Consider the following 15966-nt stretch of genomic DNA (forward strand, 5'->3'; position numbering starts at 1 on the left):
GGCAAAACGCGCTACGCTTGAAGACGGGATGAAAAGGAGAGCGAGCGATGGCAAAGATTATGCTGCAGCGGGTTTATGACTTCAGCGCGCCGGCGCCGGAACACTGTTATCTGATAGACCGGCTATGGCCGCGCGGTATCAGCAAGGAGCGGCTGACGGGCGTGCAGTGGCTGAAACAGGTGGCGCCGGATGACGAACTGCGCAAGTGGTTCCATCAGCATACCGACCAGTGGACAGTCTTCGAAGAGCGTTACCGCCAACAGCTGGCTACCAACGACGCCTGGCAGCCGCTGGTGGCGCTCTTACGGCAGGGGAAAACGCTGACGCTGCTGTATGGCAGCAAGGACACCGAGCACAACCAGGGCGTGGTGCTGCGCGAGTTTTTGCTGGCGCAGCTGTAGGGATTAGCGTTCCCGGCGGTAGCTGCCGTCGGCCTGGCGGCGGAACAGCGCCTGGCTGTTGTCCACGGTGGTGACTGACAGCGCGTTAATCACGCCGTTAGCGTCGCGTTCGATACGCACTTCCTGGCCGGCTTTCATGTTGCTCAGCGGCTTGTCGCCGCCTTCCACCTGCGCCATGGCAAACACTTCATTTACCGGCAGATTGTTATCGCGAAACAGCTGGGCCAGGGTCTGGCCTGGCTGGATTTGGTAACGCTGCCAGTTGCCTGCCGGCGTCGGTTCGTTGGCTGAAGTGGTACCGCCGTCGTTTTGCAGATCGGCCTGCAGTGGCACGCTGGTTTCTTGGTGGGAGACCGGGAACGGCTGTCTTTCGGGCGAATAGGGCCACAGCAACGCCAACAGTAGGATGATGCCGAAGATCAGCACCCAGCGGCGGTGAAAGTAGGGCAGCGGCTCCATCCAATGGAAACCGTCCGGCAGATGCCAGACTTTGGCCAGCAGCGCTTTGACCTGCTGCATTTTGTCGTTGGCCGGCGGTGGCTCCGATGGCGGTTCCGCGCCTTCAGACGTGGGTGCGGCGCCCGGTTTCAGGCGCTGGCTGACGTTCAGCCAGGTGCGCAGCAGCGGCTGGTAGATGCGGGTGGTTTTCCTTCTCCTGGGCGCGATTCTGCCCATGGTGACCTCTCTTCGACGGCGTAATAATGAGCGCGGCGCGGCAAGCGCGTTGCCTGCCCGATATCCTGCTTTCAGTATAGTCCGCTAACTGATTGAAGTGAAAGGCGGCTGAGCGGCAGGGCCGGCGTTTGCGGCTGCGGGCGTTAACAGAAGGTTATTGTTTCTTTTTCTACGACAAAAGTCATCATTCTCCACACAAGATTTTACCCGGCATTGACGCGCTGTTATGCTGCGCTTTCGACTTTTTACAGACTTAAGGAAAACCCCATGACAACCCCTTCTTTTGACAGCGTTGAAGCGCAAGCAAGTTACGGGATTGGTTTACAGGTCGGCCAGCAGCTGCAAGAGTCCGGGCTGGAAGGTTTGCAACCGGAAGCTTTGCTGGCGGGTCTGCGCGACGCGCTGGAAGGGAATGCCCCGGCGGTTCCGGTAGACGTGGTGCACCGTGCGCTGCGTGAAATCCACGAGCGTGCGGATGCGGTGCGCCGCGAGCGCCAGCAGGCGATGGCCGTTGAAGGCCAGAAATTCCTGGACGACAACGCTAAGCGCGACGACGTGACGCTGACCGAGTCTGGCCTGCAGTTCTCCGTACTGGAGCAGGGCAACGGCCCAATCCCGTCCCGTCAGGATCGCGTGCGTGTGCACTACACCGGTCGTCTGATCAACGGCGACGTGTTCGACAGCTCGGTCGAGCGTGGCCAGCCGGCAGAATTCCCGGTCAGCGGCGTGATCCCAGGCTGGATTGAAGCGCTGACCCTGATGCCGGTCGGTTCCAAATGGCAGCTGTATATCCCGCACAACCTGGCCTACGGCGAACGTGGCGCAGGCGCGTCCATCCCGCCGTTCAGCGCGCTGGTGTTCGACGTCGAGCTGCTGGAAATCCTGTAATCCTACCGAAGATTGCTCTGGGCGCCTTTATGGCGCCCTTGTTTTATGCGCCGCTCAGCGCGCGCGGGAACAGCAGATTGTTTTCCAGGCTGATGTGCTCCATCAGATCGCCGATGAACTCGTCGAGGCCGTTGTACAGCGCCCGCCAGGTGGTGCAGGCGCCCTCCGGTGGCGTCACGTTATCGGTGAGGAACTTCACCACCTCCAGTTGTTCACCCGCCTCGTCATGCTCATGTTCCATCACTGAGATCGGTCCGGCGGCCTGCGGCCCCATGCCTTGTTTGATCAGCGGGAACAGGATCTGTTCCTCTTTCATCATGTGATTCTCCAGATCCAGGCGGATCAGGTTCAGCTGCTTCGCCAGTCCGCGCGGGCAGGTGGGTTTGTCACCGTGCACACGTTCGACTTTTTCCGCCATCAGCACCAGTTCGGCCAGCTGCTCGCGGTGCCGCTGATGAAAGCGCGGCAGAATGTAATCAATTACTTCACCGAGCGGCGCCGTGCGCCAGTCCCGACTCTGCTCCGGTGTGGCGGCCAAGGCGGCCAGTTCGTTTTCCAGTGTGTCGATATCCAGCCCTTTGCGCTCGGCGGCGCGTGCCAGCGATTGCCGGCCTCCGCAGCAGAAATCCAGCTGATGCTGGCGAAACAGGCGGGATGCCCGGGGAATGGCGATAGCGAGCGCGCCAAGGGATTGATTGCGGTAATCCATGGTAGTGCCTCTTTAAACGAAGGGATTTTATAACATGCATTTTAAATGCAATTTAAAGGGCGCGCCAGCGGGAAAATAGAGGTGATGGCCGGGGGAGTGCCCCGGCCTGGTGATTATTTCGCGCTTAAATCGATGCGATAGACCGCGAAACCGATACGGTCATTGCCTTCGGTGGTCATCGGGTATTGGGCGTGCTCTTTGATAAACGCCGTCGCTTTGTCCGAAGGCGAGGTCTCGAAGCGAATATCCAGCGGCTGCTTGCTGCTGAAGTTAGCCAAACGCCAATTGTTGTCCGCCTGCGGGCGCACCGCGCCATGCCGCTGGGTTTCGGCGCTGATGTAGGTCGCCAGCACCGAGCGGTTTTCATCCGGCGAAGCGAAGGCGATATGTTTGTCGCCGGTGCCGGCAAACTTGCCGCCGTAGGCGCGATAGTTGTTGGTGGCAACCAGGAAGGTGGCGTTCGGATCGATAGGCTTGCCGTTAAAGGTCAGCTGTTTGATACGCTCCGCCTTCTCGTTGATCAGCTGGCATTCGCCGTCGTAACGCGCCGGCTGGCTGACGTCGATCTGGTAGTTGACGCCGTCGATCACGTCGAAGTTATAGGTGCGGAAGCCGTCCCAGTTGATCAAGCCCTGCGGCTTGGCGCTGTTGACGTCGATCTGGTTGAACTGGCCGGCGGAGCACTCCAGCCACTCTTTCACCTCTTTGCCGCTGGCCTTCACCACCACCAGCGTATTGGGGTAGAGATAGAGATCGGCGGCGTTGCGGAAGGTGAGCTGGCCTTTTTCCACTTCGACGAAGCTGGCGGGATCGTTCTTGCGGCCGCCGACCTTGAACGGCGCCGCCGCCGACAGCACCGGCAGAGCGGCCAGGTCCGGATCGCCCTGGATGTAATGTTCGACGTAGGCCTTCTGCGCATTGTTGACGATCTGCACCGTCGGATCGTCCTGCACCAGCGCCAGGTAGCTGTACATGTTGCCGTCGGATTTACCGATCGGCTGGCTGACGAACTCGCGCGTGCCTTTGTGATCGTCCGCCAACACCTTCACCAGCGCGGCATCTTCCGCCGCCAGCGATGTCTTGTTCTCTTTATCGTAGATCGGCCGTGCTTCCGCTTTGGCGGCGGTCACTTTCCAACTGCCGTTATCGTTGTTGAGCTGCAGATCGACCACGCCGAGATGATCGCCCCATTGGCCCGGCATCACCGCCGGTACGCCGTTCAGCAGGCCTTTGTCGATATCCGCGCCTTTGATGTTGGCGAAGTCTTTGCTCGGGAACACCGCATGGGCGTGACCGAACATGATGGCGTCGATGCCCGGCACCTGGCTGAGGTAGTAGACTGAGTTCTCCGCCATTGCCTTGTAAGGCTCGCTGGACAGCCCGGAATGCGGGATCGCCACCACCAGATCGGCGCCCTGTTTACGCATTTGCGGCACGTAGCGCTTGGCGGTGGCGGTGATGTCGTCCACTGTCACTTTGCCCTGCAGGTTGGCTTTGTCCCACACCAGGATCTGCGGCGGCACGAAGCCGATATAGCCGATGCGCAGCGTATGCGCCTTGCCGTCGCGGTCTTTCACCGGCGTATCGACGATGATGTACGGCGTGAACAGCGGTTTTTGCGTTTTGGCGTCGATGACGTTGGCGTTGATGTACGGGAATTTGGCGCCGGCGATGGCGTTCTTCAGATAGTCCAGCCCGTAGTTGAACTCATGGTTGCCGATGTTGCCGACGACGTAGTCCAGCGTGTTCATCGCCTTATAGACCGGGTGCACGTCACCCGGTTTCAGCCCCTTGGCTGCCATGTAGTCGCCGAGCGGGCTGCCCTGAATGATGTCGCCGTTGTCCACCAACACCGCGTTGGCGGCCTGCTGGCGCGCCTGTTGGATCAGGCTGGCGGTGCGCACCAGGCCGAATTTGTCGGTCGGCGTGTCCTTGTAGTAATCGAAGTCCATCATGTTGCTGTGCAGATCGGTGGTTTCCAGCACGCGCAGATCGACGGTCGCCGCCTGCGCCGAGGCGCACACCAGCAGCGCAAGCGCGGACAGCGTCAGTGGATGCTTCATCATTTGGGGTTCTCTCCATTCCATTATTCGAGTGTTATCGCAGAGGGAAATGTAATTAACACTGCTTGCCACAGTAAACTGTGAAGTGTGGCAGAAAACGGGAGCAGGTAACGCGGGGAAGTTCACAGTTGTGCCCAACAAGATCTGAGGATTTCCCGTGGCTTAGCCGGTTGAGATGGATATTCGGCGTAAAAAAAACTAGTCTGCTAGCAGAGACAGAGGGAAATTTCCCACGGAGATGCAGAGTTGAGGTGCATGATGTTAGAGCGAATTTGCCAACTGTCCCGCGAGGCGGGGGCGGCGATCATGGCGGTGTACGACGGTGAACAACCGCTTGATGTCGCACAGAAAAAAGATGACTCACCGGTGACGGCGGCCGATCTGGCGGCGCATCACATCATCAAGCGCGGCCTGGCGGCCCTGACGCCGGAGGTGCCGCTGCTGTCGGAAGAGGATCCGCCGGCGTGGGAAGAGCGCCGCAACTGGACGCGCTACTGGTTGGTCGATCCGTTGGACGGCACCAAAGAGTTTTTGCACCGCAACGGCGAGTTCACGGTCAATATCGCCCTGATTGAAGACGGGCAGGCGGTGATGGGCGTGGTGTATGCCCCGGCGATCGACGTGCTGTATCTGGCGGAGCGCGGCAAGGCCTGGAAAGAAGAGAAGGGCGTGCGGCAGGCGATCGGCGTCAGCAACGCGCATCCGCCGCTGGTGGTGGTGAGCCGCTCGCATATCGACGACGAGCTGAAAGATTACCTTCAGCAACTGGGCGAGCACCAGACCGTGTCCGTCGGTTCCTCGCTGAAGTTTTGCCTGGTGGCGGAAGGCAAGGCGCAGCTTTATCCGCGCTTTGGGCCGACCAACATTTGGGATACCGCCGCAGGGCATGCGGTGGCGGTGGCTGCCGGGGCGCAAATTCACGATTGGCAGGGCAAGCCGTTGCTCTATACCCCGCGTGAATCTTTCCTCAACCCCGGCTTCCGGGTGTCGCTGTTCTGAGTTAGTTCGCCAACAGCTGGTGCAGTTTGGATATCACCTGCTGCACCTCTTCCGGCGTCAGCGCGCCGTCTTTAGCAAACTGAATGCGCCCTTGCTTATCCAGCACCACGATGGCTGAGCCTTTCGGCTGCAAATCCCAGGCCTTGCGCACGTTACCGTCGCTGTCGACGATAAACTGCGACCACGGGAACTCCTTCTTGCTGTCTTCAATGCTGCTGCGCACGAACATCGCGGTGCCCATCAGGGCATCGTCGGTGTTGACGATTGTCGTCGTTTGGTAACGATCGTGTGGTAGCTTCGCTTTCTTGATCGCTTCAATCAGTGGGTCGTTCATGTCTTTGGCGGAGCTGCGGCCGGCAATATGTTGTATCACTCGCACTTTTCCACTGAGCTGCGCGCTGTTCCAGTTTTGGTAGCTAAAATTACCGTCAGCGTAGTTGAGCTCTCCTTTGTCGCTGACGCCAACCGGCGCTACGCGCTGCTGGAGCTGGAAGTTGTGCGCGGAAGCGAAAAGTGGGGCGAGCAGCAGGGATACCATCAGCATGCGACTTGTTTTCATGCTTTCTCCTTGTAATGGGGGGAATTTGTGCGACAGCACTTCGACAGCCTAAAGCATAGGATGTGATAAGAGGTCTGTCCTGTTAACCGGATCGCAGATTTTCCCTTGGTTCGCTAATCATCAGATTTTGAAGGGATATCCTGAAAACGTTATAAATTATCATATACAATTCTGTCAAAAAGTGTAAATCCAGCGTAGATAACCAGGCAGAAGTGAACGTTCTGGTCTTTACTGGGTCTACTACATGCAATCAAGTTGCGTTCTGAATTTCGAGGCTGCCACCTTTGGCGGCTCGCTGAGCGCATGGATCAACGGGAGGAGCGTAAAAGAATGAGAATCTTCCAGCGTTATAACCCTTTGAAAGTGGCAAAGTACGTTAAGACCCTGTTTCGTGGAAGGCTGTATATCAAGGACGTAGGCGCATTTGAATTCGACGAAGGGAAAATCCTGCCGCCGAAGATTCGCGACAAGCGCCATTTCAGCGTGATGTCTGAAGTGAACCGTCAGGTGCTGCTGTTGCAGACCGAGATGGGGTGAACACCTCGCTGACAGCGGTAAAAAAATGCGGCCCCGATGGGGCCGCTGATGTTTCTGTCCTTCGCGCCGTCAGGCCGCCGGGGTGTCGTCTGGCGCTTTCGGCAGCACCGCCGCCGGTTTGTCGCTCAGCCGGGTGACCAGCAACTGGTCTATCTTGTAGCTGTCGATATCCACCACCTCGAACTTGTAGCCGGCGTATTTGACGAAGTCGGTGCGTTTCGGGATCTTGCGCAGCATATACATCATAAAGCCGCCGATGGTCTCGTAGTTGCCCGCCTGCGGGAATTCGTCGATGTCCAGCACGCGCATCACGTCGTCGATCGGCGTGCCGCCTTCAATCAACCATGAGCTTTCGTCGCGCGCCACGATCTGTTCTTCCTGGCCCTGGCCGACCAGATCGCCCATCAGCGTGGTCATCACGTCGTTAAGGGTGATGATGCCCACCACCAACGCATATTCATTGAGGATCACCGCGAAGTCTTCGCCGGCGGTTTTGAAGCTTTCCAGCGCTTCGGACAGCGTCAGCGTATCCGGCACGATCAGCGCTGAGCGGATCTGCACGCCGCTGCTCAGCACCAGGCTCTGGTTGCCCAGCACGCGGTTCAGCAGGTCTTTGGAATCGACGTAACCCACCACCTGATCGATATGGCCGTCGCACACCAGGAACTTGGAGTGCGGATGGGTCGAGACCTTCTCCTTGATGCTTTCTTCGCTTTCGCGCAGATCGAAGTACACCACGCTTTCGCGTGAGGTCATCGAAGACGGCACGGTGCGCGATTCCAGCTCGAACACGTTTTCAATCAGTTCGTGCTCCTGCTTGCGCAGCACGCCCGCCAGGGCGCCGGCTTCCACCACCGCGTAGATGTCATCGGAGGTGATATCGTCCTTACGCACCATCGGCAGCTTGAACATGCGGAAGATCAGGTTGGCCATGCCGTTGAAGAACCACACCAGCGGGCGGAAGATCATGATGGAGAAACGCATCGGGTTGATGATCCGGACGGCGACCGTCTCTGGTGCAATCATACCGATGCGCTTCGGGGTCAAATCGGCGAACAGGATAAACAGGCTGGTCACCAGCACGAAGGAGCAGATGAAGCTGACCTGTTCTGCCAGTTCAGGCGACAGGAAGCGATCGAACAACACCTTGAAGGTGGGAGAGAAAGCCGCGTCGCCGACGATACCGCCGAGGATGGCCACGGCGTTCAGGCCGATCTGCACCACGGTGAAGAAGATGCCTGGGGTTTCTTGCAGCTTGAGCACTCTGGCGGCGTTGACGTTACCTTCGTCGGCCATCAGCTTCAGTTTGATCTTGCGCGAGGCGGCCAGAGAGATTTCCGACAGTGAGAAGAACGCACTCACCGCGATCAGAAAAAGAATCAGTAAAATACTGTTTAACATAATCTATCCATACGTGCCGACGGGATGACGGCGCTCTTGAGGAAGGGTAGTACATAGTAAAAAAAGCAGCGATAACAACCAGAAGGGAAGCTATCGGGCCGCAGAAGCGGCCCGCATAGTATAGCAGTTGCCCCACAGGGGCCGCCAGCGGTTAAAAAAGTGCCGCCGGCTAGCATCGGATCAGCCCTGCGGCGGCAGGCAAACGCCGATGCCGCCCAGCCCGCAGTAGCCTTCCGGGTTTTTGAACAGGTACTGCTGATGATCGTCTTCCGCATAATAGAACGGCAGCGCCGGCGCGATCTCGGTGGTGATGACGCGCTTGTCGCCCGCCGCGTCCATCGCCTGCTGGAAGCGTTGCAGGCTGCTTTCCGCCTCGGCCTGCTGCTCTGGGCTCAGCGTATAAATCGCCGAGCGGTACTGCGTGCCGACGTCGCCGCCCTGGCGCATGCCCTGCGCCGGATCGTGATTTTCCCAGAATACCTGCAGCAGCTGTTTGTAGCTGACGACCTGCGGATCGAACACCACGCGCACCACTTCGGCGTGGCCGGTCTGGCCGCTGCACACTTCGCGGTAGGTCGGGTTCGGCGTATAGCCGCCGCTGTAGCCGGCGGCGGTGCTGTAGACGCCCGGCTGCTGCCAGAACAGACGCTCAACGCCCCAGAAACAGCCCATGGCGAAGATCGCCACTTCCATGCCTGCCGGCACCTGGGTCATCGAGTGTTCGGTGACCACGTTGAGCGTTGCGACAGGCATTGGCGTGGTGCGGCCAGGCAGCGCGCTTGCCTTATCGACGGTTTGTGATTTATCAAAAAATGGCACCACGGTTGACTCCTGTTGTCACAGTAAGAATTGACCCTACATGGCGGCGGTTCGGTTGTATCTCACCGCGTCTTTGCCCACAATAAGTGGCAAGTTGGATTTTGTATAAGCTTAACGCAGTATTTTGAGCGCCAAAAGTGAAGAATTCGCCTGTTGCGCGGCGGTGGCAAAGCGCGGCGGGCGGCGTCCGGAATAAGGTTGAAGAGGGCTGCCGTCATGATAGCGCGGAGTCTGCCCTGGCCCCGGAGCAAACACCATAACAGGAAAGTAAAATCAATAAGGAGAACACGTGCCAAAGTACCCGGTCATGTGCTTGATATCTGTGTTGCTTGCGGCACCTGCGGCCTATGCGGCGAACGTGCGGCTGCAGGTGGAGGGGTTAAGCGGAGAGTTGGAAAAAAACGTCCGGGTGCGCCTGTCGTCGATCACGCCTGAAGAGGTCGGCACCGACGGCCGCTTCCGCGCGCGGGTGGATGAGGCGGTGCGCCAGGGGCTGCGCGCGCTCGGCTATTACCAGCCGACCATCGAGTTTACGCTGGACGACCGACCGGGAATGTCGCGCCCGGTGCTGCATGCCAAGGTCAATCCGGGCGAGCCGGTGCGTATCGCCGGCGCCAATATCGTGCTGGAGGGCGGCGCGAAGACCGATGAAGACTACCTGACGCTGGTAAAGAAGGGGCGGCCGACCATCGGCGAGATCCTCAACCACGGCAAGTATGACAGTTTCAAAGGCTCGCTCACCGGCCTGGCGCTGCGCAAAGGCTATTTCGACGCCGACATGACCAAAAGCCAGCTCGGCGTGGCCGAAGATCTGCACAAGGCGTTTTGGGACATCGATTTCAACAGCGGCGAACGTTACCGCTTCGGCAAGGTGAAATTCACCGGTTCGCAAATCCGCGAAGACTATCTGCAAAATCTGGTGCCCTTTCATCAGGGGGATTACTACAGTTCGGAGGATTTGGCCGAGCTGAACCGCCGTTTGTCCGCTACCAACTGGTTCAACTCGGTGGTGGTGTCCCCTGATTTCAACGATGCCAAAGAGAACAAGATTTTGCCGTTGGACGCGCTGGTAACGCCGCGTACGCGCAATACCATCGAAACCGGTATCGGTTACTCCACCGACGTCGGCCCGCGGGTGAAAGGCACCTGGAAAAAGCCCTGGCTCAACGATCGCGGCCACAGCCTGGAAACCAGCGCCAGCGTGTCGGCGCCGGAGCAGCAACTGGATCTGACCTATAAGATCCCGCTGCTGAAGAATCCGCTGGAGCAGTATTACCTGCTGCAGGGCGGGCTCAAGAACGTCGATCTTAACGACACCAAATCCGTGACCTCCAAAGTGGTGGCCTCGCGCAACTGGGATCTCTCCAGCGGCTGGCAGCGGGCGATCAACCTGACCTGGCGCTGGGATAACTTTACCCAGGGCAACGTCAGCAACACTACCATGCTGTTGTACCCCGGCGTCAGCTTCAACCGCACCCGCTCACGCGGTGGCCTGATGCCGACCTGGGGCGACAGCCAACGCTACTCCATCGACGTGTCCGACACCACCTGGGGCTCCGGCGTGGACTTCGCGCTGATGCAGGCGCAAAACGTCTGGATCCGCACGCTTGCCGACAAGCATCGTTTCGTGGCGCGCGGGCAGGTGGGATGGATAGAAACCAACGACTTCGACAAGGTGCCGCCGGATTTGCGCTTCTTCGCCGGCGGTGACCGCAGCATTCGCGGCTACAAGTACAAAGACATTTCGCCGCGCGGCGACGATGGCAAGCTGACCGGCGCCTCCAAGATGCTGACCGGCTCGCTGGAGTATCAATACAACGTGACCGGCAAATGGTGGGGGGCAATGTTCGTCGATTCCGGTGAAGCGGTGAACGATATCAAGAAAAGCAACTTCAAGACCGGCGCCGGTGTCGGCGTGCGCTGGCAGTCGCCGGTGGGGCCGGTGAAGTTGGATATCGCCGCGCCCGTGGGGGACAAGGACACTCACGGGATGCAGTTCTACATCGGTTTGGGGCCTGAACTATGAGCCTGGTTAAAAAGATTTGTCTCGGATTTCTGGTCGTCCTGCTGTTGCTGATCGGCGGGCTGGCCTTTCTGGTGGGCACTACCACCGGTTTGCATATGGTCATCAACGGCGCGGCGCGTTGGGTGCCGGGGCTGGAGATCGCCGGCGTCAGCGGCGGCTGGCGCGATCTGACGCTGAAGGGCGTGAAGTATCAGATGCCGGGCGTGACGGTCAACGCTGGGCAATTCCATCTGTCCCTCGATCTCTCCTGCTTTAAACGCAGCTCGCTGTGCGTCAACGCCTTGACCGCTCAGGACGTGGACGTGGCGGTGAACACCAAAGAGATGGCGCCCTCCACGCCGGTGGAGGAGAGCAGTGAGCCGACCACCAATCTCAGCACCCCTTATCCGATCACCCTGCGCCTGTTGGCGCTGAACAACGTCAAGGTCACCGTCGACGACACCGCCATTTCTCTGGCCGAGTTCCGCACCGGCGCACAGTGGCAAGAGCGCGCGCTGACGCTGATGCCAACCAAGATCGGCTCGTTGCTGATCGCCTTGCCGAAAACGCCGCAAAATCCGTTGCCGGAAGCGGTGCAACCGGCGGTTGAGGTAGCGAAAAAGGTCGGTGAGCAGGTTACCGACGCGGCGAAACCGGCGCCGCAGCCGGAAGAGAAGCCGCTCGGCGAAACGCTGAAGGAACTGTTCGCCAAACCGCTGTTGCCGGATCTGCCGGACATCCGCCTGCCGCTGGATATCACCGTCAAAGAGATCAGCGGCGAACAGCTGCGCTTGACCGGCGATACCGACGTGCTGATCACGAGTCTGTTGCTGCAGGCCAGCACGCAGGATCAGCATATCCAACTGGACAACTTCGACGTGAAGTCGCCGCAGGGCACGCTGTCGGTGCAGGGGCAGGCGACCCTGACCGGCGACTGGCCGGTGGCCCTGACCGCCAACAGCGCGCTGAACATCGAACCGCTGAAGGGCGAGAAGGTGAAGCTGAACATCGGTGGCGGGCTGCGTGATGAGCTGAAGGTCGCGCTGAACCTGTCCGGCCCGGTCGGCGCCCAGCTCGATGTGCAAACCCGGCTGGCCGAAGCCGGCCTGCCGCTGGCGCTGACGTTGCAGAGCAAACAGCTGAAATGGCCGCTGAGCGGCGAGGCGCAGTACCAGGTCAACGATTTTCGCCTGCGCTTTAACGGCAAGGCGACCGACTATGCGCTGTCGACACGCGCCAATCTGAAAGGCCAGGATCTGCCGCCGGCGGTGCTGACGCTGGACGGCAAAGGCAACGTTGAGCAGTTCAAGCTGGAGCGCCTGCGGCTGGCGGCGCTGCAGGGCAATACCGATCTCACTGCGCTGGTGGACTGGAGCAAGGCCATCAGCTGGAACTCGCAATTGACGCTGAGCGGCATCAATACCGCCAAGCAGTGGCCGGAATGGCCGGCGAAGCTGGATGGCAAGATCACCACGCGCGGCAGCCTGCACGGCGGCAGCTGGCAGCTGCAGGTGCCGGTGCTGCAGCTGGACGGCAACGTGAAGCAGAACAAGGTCACGGCGCGCGGTACGCTGAGCGGCAACGCCGCCGGGCAGTGGAAAATCCCCGGCATCGATCTGACGCTGGGGCGCAACCAGCTGAACGTCAAAGGGCAGCTGGATGAGAAAAGCTGGAACCTGGACGCCAACATCGACGCGCCGCGTCTGGACGGCGCGCTGCCGGGCCTGGGCGGCACCGCCAAAGGGCTGTTGAAACTGCGCGGCAATCTGCAGGCGCCGCAGCTGCTGGCGGATTTGACCGCCTCCGGCTTGCAGTGGCAGGCGCTGCGCATCAACCGCGTGAAAATAGACGGCGACGTGCGCTCCACGGATCAGATCCAGGGGCAGTTGGCGGTACGCGTCGAGCAGCTGAAGCAGGACGCGCTGGAAGTCAGCCTGCTGACCCTCGACGCCAAAGGCAGCGAGAAGCAGCATCAGCTGCAGTTGAAGATCGACGGCAAACCGGTCTCCGGCCAGCTGGCGCTGCAGGGCAGCTTCGATCGTCAGCAGCAGCGCTGGCGCGGCAATCTGAACAATACCCGCTTCGATACGCCGGTAGGGGAGTGGCGCCTGACGCGCGCCATCGCGCTGGATTACCTGAACACCGCGCAGAAAATCAGCATCGGGCCGCACTGTTGGCAGAACCCGAACGCCGAGCTGTGCGTGCCGAAGACCATTGAAGCCGGCCAGAGCGGCCAGGCTAGCGTGGTGCTCAATCGGTTCGACCTGGCGATGATCAAGCCGTTTCTCGGCCCGGAAACCGCCCTGAGCGGCGTGTTCACCGGCCGGGCCGACGTCAGCTGGAAACCGGGCGGCGCGCTGCCGGAGGCGAAAGTCACGCTGGCCGGCAACGGCGTCAAGGTGGTACAGCAGGTGCAGGGCAACGCGCTGCCTATCGCTTTCGATACGCTGACCCTCAACGCCGGCCTGAACAACGGTCGCGCGCAGGCCGACTGGCGGATCAAACTGACCAACAACGGCCAGTTTGACGGCAATATCCAGGTGGTGGATCCGCAGGTGCGGCGCACCATCAGCGGCAACGTCAATATCACCAACATCTCGCTGGCGCTGATCAACCCGGCGCTGATGAAGGGCGAAAGTGCAGCGGGCATGCTGAACGCCAACCTGCGTCTGGGCGGCAGCGCGCAGAAGCCGCTGGTGTTCGGGCGTCTGGCGTTGGATCGGGCGAAGGTGCAGGGGCACTGGATGCCGTTCGATATGACCGACGCGCGGCTGGCGGTGAATTTCAACGGCATGACCTCGACGCTGGAGGGGCTGCTCAGCACCACCCGCGGCCAGCTGAATCTGGCGGGCGATGCAGACTGGCGTGACATCAACGCCTGGCGTGCGCGCATTGCCGCCAAGGGCGACAAGCTGCGGGTGACGGTGCCGCCGATGATCCGCATCGACGTGTCGCCGGATCTGGTGTTCGAAGCCACGCCGCAGCTGTTCTCGCTCAACGGCAAGGTCGATATCCCTTGGGCGCGCATTACGGTGCAGGAGCTGCCGGAAAGCGCGGTGGGCGTCTCTTCCGACGAGGTGATGCTGGACGATCAGCTGAAGCCGATTCAGCCGAAGACCGCTTCGATCCCGATCAACAGCAACCTGATGATCCACGTCGGCAATGACGTGCGGCTGGACGCCTTCGGCCTGAAAGCCCGCTTGAAGGGCGATTTGAAAGTGGTACAGGACAAGAAAGGGCTGGGCCTCAACGGCCAGATTGACATCCCTTCCGGTCGCTTCCATGCTTATGGTCAGGATTTGATCGTGCGTAAAGGGCAGCTGATGTTCTCCGGCCCGCCGGATCAGCCGCTGCTCAATATTGAAGCGATCCGCAACCCGGAATCCACCGAGGACGACGTGACTGCCGGCGTGCGCGTGACCGGCCTGGCGGATGCACCGAAGCTGGAAGTGTTCTCCGATCCGGCCAAATCGCAACAGGAAGCCTTGTCTTATCTGCTGCGCGGCCAGGGCTTGAGCAGCTCCGGCGCCGACGGCAACGCCATGACGTCGATGTTAATCGGCATGGGGGTTGCACAAAGTGGTCAACTTGTGGGTAAAATCGGCGAGGCATTCGGCGTGAGTAATTTGGCTCTGGACACTCAAGGGGTTGGCGACAATTCCCAGGTTGTCGTGAGCGGCTATGTCCTCCCAGGCTTACAAGTAAAATATGGGGTGGGCATTTTCGACTCGCTGGCCACGCTGACGTTGCGTTATCGCCTGATGCCTAAGTTGTATCTTGAAGCGGTGTCTGGTCTCGACCAGGCATTAGATTTGCTCTATCAGTTTGAGTTTTAGCGATGCGAATAATTGTCTACGGCAGTTTACGGCGCAAACAGGGAAACAGCCATTGGATGACCAACGCCCAATGGCTCGGCGAGCACGAGCTCGAAGGCTATCAGATTTATAATCTGGGCCATTACCCGGCGGCGATCCCTGGAGAGGGCACGATACATTGCGAGGTGTATCGTATTAACTCATCGATTCTGGCAGAGCTGGACGAACTGAAAAGCAACACCAAGGACTATAAGCGCGAGCTGATTCAGACGCCTTATGGGAGTGCGTGGATCTACCTGTACAAACACAGCGTGGACGGTTACCCGCGAATAACCAGCGGCGACTGGCTGAAACGTCTCGAAGAACAGTAAGAAAAAAAACACCGCTCAATGAGCGGTGTTTTTTCATCGGACGGCGGCTGGAATTACTTCTTGGCAGCGCGTTCGAAGGAGGCGATGATTTCCGCTTTAGCCGCGGCAGCGTCTGCCCAGCCTTCCACTTTCACCCATTTGCCTTTTTCCAGATCTTTGTAGTGCTCGAAGAAGTGAGCGATCTGGGCTTTCAGCAGTTCCGGCAGGTCGTTCACGTCTTTCACGTGATCGTACTCTTTGGTCAGCTTGCTGTGCGGTACCGCAACCAGCTTGGCGTCTTCACCGGCTTCGTCGGTCATCTTCAGTACGCCAACCGGGCGGCAGCGGATCACGGAGCCCGGCTGCAGCGGGTATGGGGTTGGGACCAGCACGTCAACCGGGTCACCGTCCAGAGACAGGGTGTGGTTGATGTAGCCGTAGTTGCACGGGTAGAACATCGCGGTGGACATGAAACGGTCAACGAACAGCGCGCCGGTTTCTTTGTCGATTTCGTATTTGATTGGATCGGCGTTGGCCGGGATTTCGATTACTACGTAGATGTCTTCCGGCAGGTCTTTGCCAGCAGGGACCAGATTCAAGCTCATGTCGGTTTCCTTTAATCATCAAACCAGAAATGGAGTGGCGGCTATTATAGCGGACTCTTTTGCGATTTCCTGCCCTTTTCATCGTCGAAAACCCAGTGTGCCGGCGCAGGGATAATTTCCAGATTAATCCCGCCGCGGCA

The 15966-nt window shown here is 59.6% G+C and carries 14 protein-coding genes; 7 read left to right on the forward strand and 7 right to left on the reverse strand.

The window, feature by feature from the left end; all coding sequences use genetic code 11:
• The first annotated feature begins 47 nt into the window (after nucleotides 1–47).
• Nucleotides 48–401, forward strand: a complete 354-nt coding sequence (locus QMZ29_RS21905; RefSeq protein WP_025305032.1) for a DUF488 domain-containing protein — start codon at nucleotides 48–50, stop codon at nucleotides 399–401.
• A gap of 3 nt (nucleotides 402–404) precedes the next feature.
• Here QMZ29_RS21905 and QMZ29_RS21910 read toward each other — a convergent pair whose 3' ends face one another.
• Nucleotides 405–1076 (reverse strand): OapA family protein, encoded by a 672-nt coding sequence (locus tag QMZ29_RS21910; protein ID WP_060433981.1) that lies wholly within the window; start codon nucleotides 1074–1076, stop codon nucleotides 405–407.
• Between the two features lie 267 nt (nucleotides 1077–1343).
• On the opposite strand from QMZ29_RS21910, the gene bamJ reads away from it, so the two are divergent.
• A complete protein-coding gene (gene bamJ / locus QMZ29_RS21915) occupies nucleotides 1344–1964 on the forward strand; it encodes a BamJ family beta-barrel-assembly machinery protein (RefSeq protein ID WP_004933618.1) in 621 nt (206 codons plus the stop codon).
• Between the two features lie 43 nt (nucleotides 1965–2007).
• On the opposite strand, the gene ytfE is transcribed toward bamJ, so the two are convergent.
• Together ytfE and QMZ29_RS21925 are read right to left on the reverse strand one after the other, a co-directional pair.
• Nucleotides 2008–2673: an iron-sulfur cluster repair protein YtfE gene (ytfE, locus tag QMZ29_RS21920; protein ID WP_025305034.1), complete on the reverse strand. Its 666-nt coding sequence runs from the start codon at nucleotides 2671–2673 to the stop codon at nucleotides 2008–2010.
• A gap of 113 nt (nucleotides 2674–2786) precedes the next feature.
• On the reverse strand, nucleotides 2787–4739 hold the full coding sequence (locus QMZ29_RS21925) for a bifunctional 2',3'-cyclic-nucleotide 2'-phosphodiesterase/3'-nucleotidase (protein WP_147823154.1): 1953 nt from the start codon (nucleotides 4737–4739) through the stop codon (nucleotides 2787–2789).
• Between the two features lie 255 nt (nucleotides 4740–4994).
• Here QMZ29_RS21925 and cysQ point away from each other — a divergent pair, with 255 nt between their 5' ends.
• Nucleotides 4995–5735 carry a 3'(2'),5'-bisphosphate nucleotidase CysQ gene (cysQ, locus tag QMZ29_RS21930; protein ID WP_033644177.1) on the forward strand — a complete coding sequence of 247 codons (741 nt, stop codon included), beginning with the start codon at nucleotides 4995–4997 and terminating at the stop codon, nucleotides 5733–5735.
• Between the two features lies 1 nt (nucleotide 5736).
• Here the strand turns inward: cysQ and QMZ29_RS21935 are convergent, their stop codons facing one another.
• Nucleotides 5737–6294 (reverse strand): YtfJ family protein, encoded by a 558-nt coding sequence (locus QMZ29_RS21935; RefSeq protein WP_025305036.1) that lies wholly within the window; start codon nucleotides 6292–6294, stop codon nucleotides 5737–5739.
• A gap of 330 nt (nucleotides 6295–6624) precedes the next feature.
• Here QMZ29_RS21935 and QMZ29_RS21940 point away from each other — a divergent pair, with 330 nt between their 5' ends.
• Nucleotides 6625–6831, forward strand: a complete 207-nt coding sequence (locus QMZ29_RS21940; RefSeq protein ID WP_004933604.1) for a DUF1107 domain-containing protein — start codon at nucleotides 6625–6627, stop codon at nucleotides 6829–6831.
• A 69-nt stretch (nucleotides 6832–6900) separates the two neighbouring features.
• On the opposite strand, the gene paeA is transcribed toward QMZ29_RS21940, so the two are convergent.
• Nucleotides 6901–8232 (reverse strand): polyamine export protein PaeA, encoded by a 1332-nt coding sequence (gene paeA, locus QMZ29_RS21945; protein ID WP_004933603.1) that lies wholly within the window; start codon nucleotides 8230–8232, stop codon nucleotides 6901–6903.
• A 180-nt stretch (nucleotides 8233–8412) separates the two neighbouring features.
• Nucleotides 8413–9054 carry a peptide-methionine (S)-S-oxide reductase MsrA gene (msrA, locus tag QMZ29_RS21950; RefSeq protein WP_043139288.1) on the reverse strand — a complete coding sequence of 214 codons (642 nt, stop codon included), beginning with the start codon at nucleotides 9052–9054 and terminating at the stop codon, nucleotides 8413–8415.
• A gap of 304 nt (nucleotides 9055–9358) precedes the next feature.
• Between msrA and tamA the strand changes: the two genes are divergently transcribed.
• The 3 genes from tamA to QMZ29_RS21965 are packed head-to-tail and all read left to right on the forward strand — an operon-like array spanning nucleotide 9359 to nucleotide 15242.
• On the forward strand, nucleotides 9359–11077 hold the full coding sequence (gene tamA / locus QMZ29_RS21955) for an autotransporter assembly complex protein TamA (RefSeq protein ID WP_169540592.1): 1719 nt from the start codon (nucleotides 9359–9361) through the stop codon (nucleotides 11075–11077).
• A complete protein-coding gene (gene tamB / locus QMZ29_RS21960) occupies nucleotides 11074–14892 on the forward strand; it encodes an autotransporter assembly complex protein TamB (protein WP_099817058.1) in 3819 nt (1272 codons plus the stop codon). The genes tamA and tamB overlap by 4 nt, the downstream gene beginning before the upstream one ends.
• A 2-nt stretch (nucleotides 14893–14894) precedes the next feature.
• A complete protein-coding gene (locus tag QMZ29_RS21965) occupies nucleotides 14895–15242 on the forward strand; it encodes a gamma-glutamylcyclotransferase family protein (protein ID WP_025159589.1) in 348 nt (115 codons plus the stop codon).
• Nucleotides 15243–15295: 53 nt separating this feature from the next.
• On the opposite strand, the gene ppa is transcribed toward QMZ29_RS21965, so the two are convergent.
• Nucleotides 15296–15826, reverse strand: a complete 531-nt coding sequence (ppa, locus tag QMZ29_RS21970) for an inorganic diphosphatase (protein ID WP_004933594.1) — start codon at nucleotides 15824–15826, stop codon at nucleotides 15296–15298.
• Nucleotides 15827–15966 lie beyond the last annotated feature (140 nt).

The organism is Serratia sp. PF-27 (assembly GCF_030053255.1).
In the GTDB taxonomy this organism is placed as follows: Bacteria; Pseudomonadota; Gammaproteobacteria; order Enterobacterales; family Enterobacteriaceae; genus Serratia; species Serratia bockelmannii.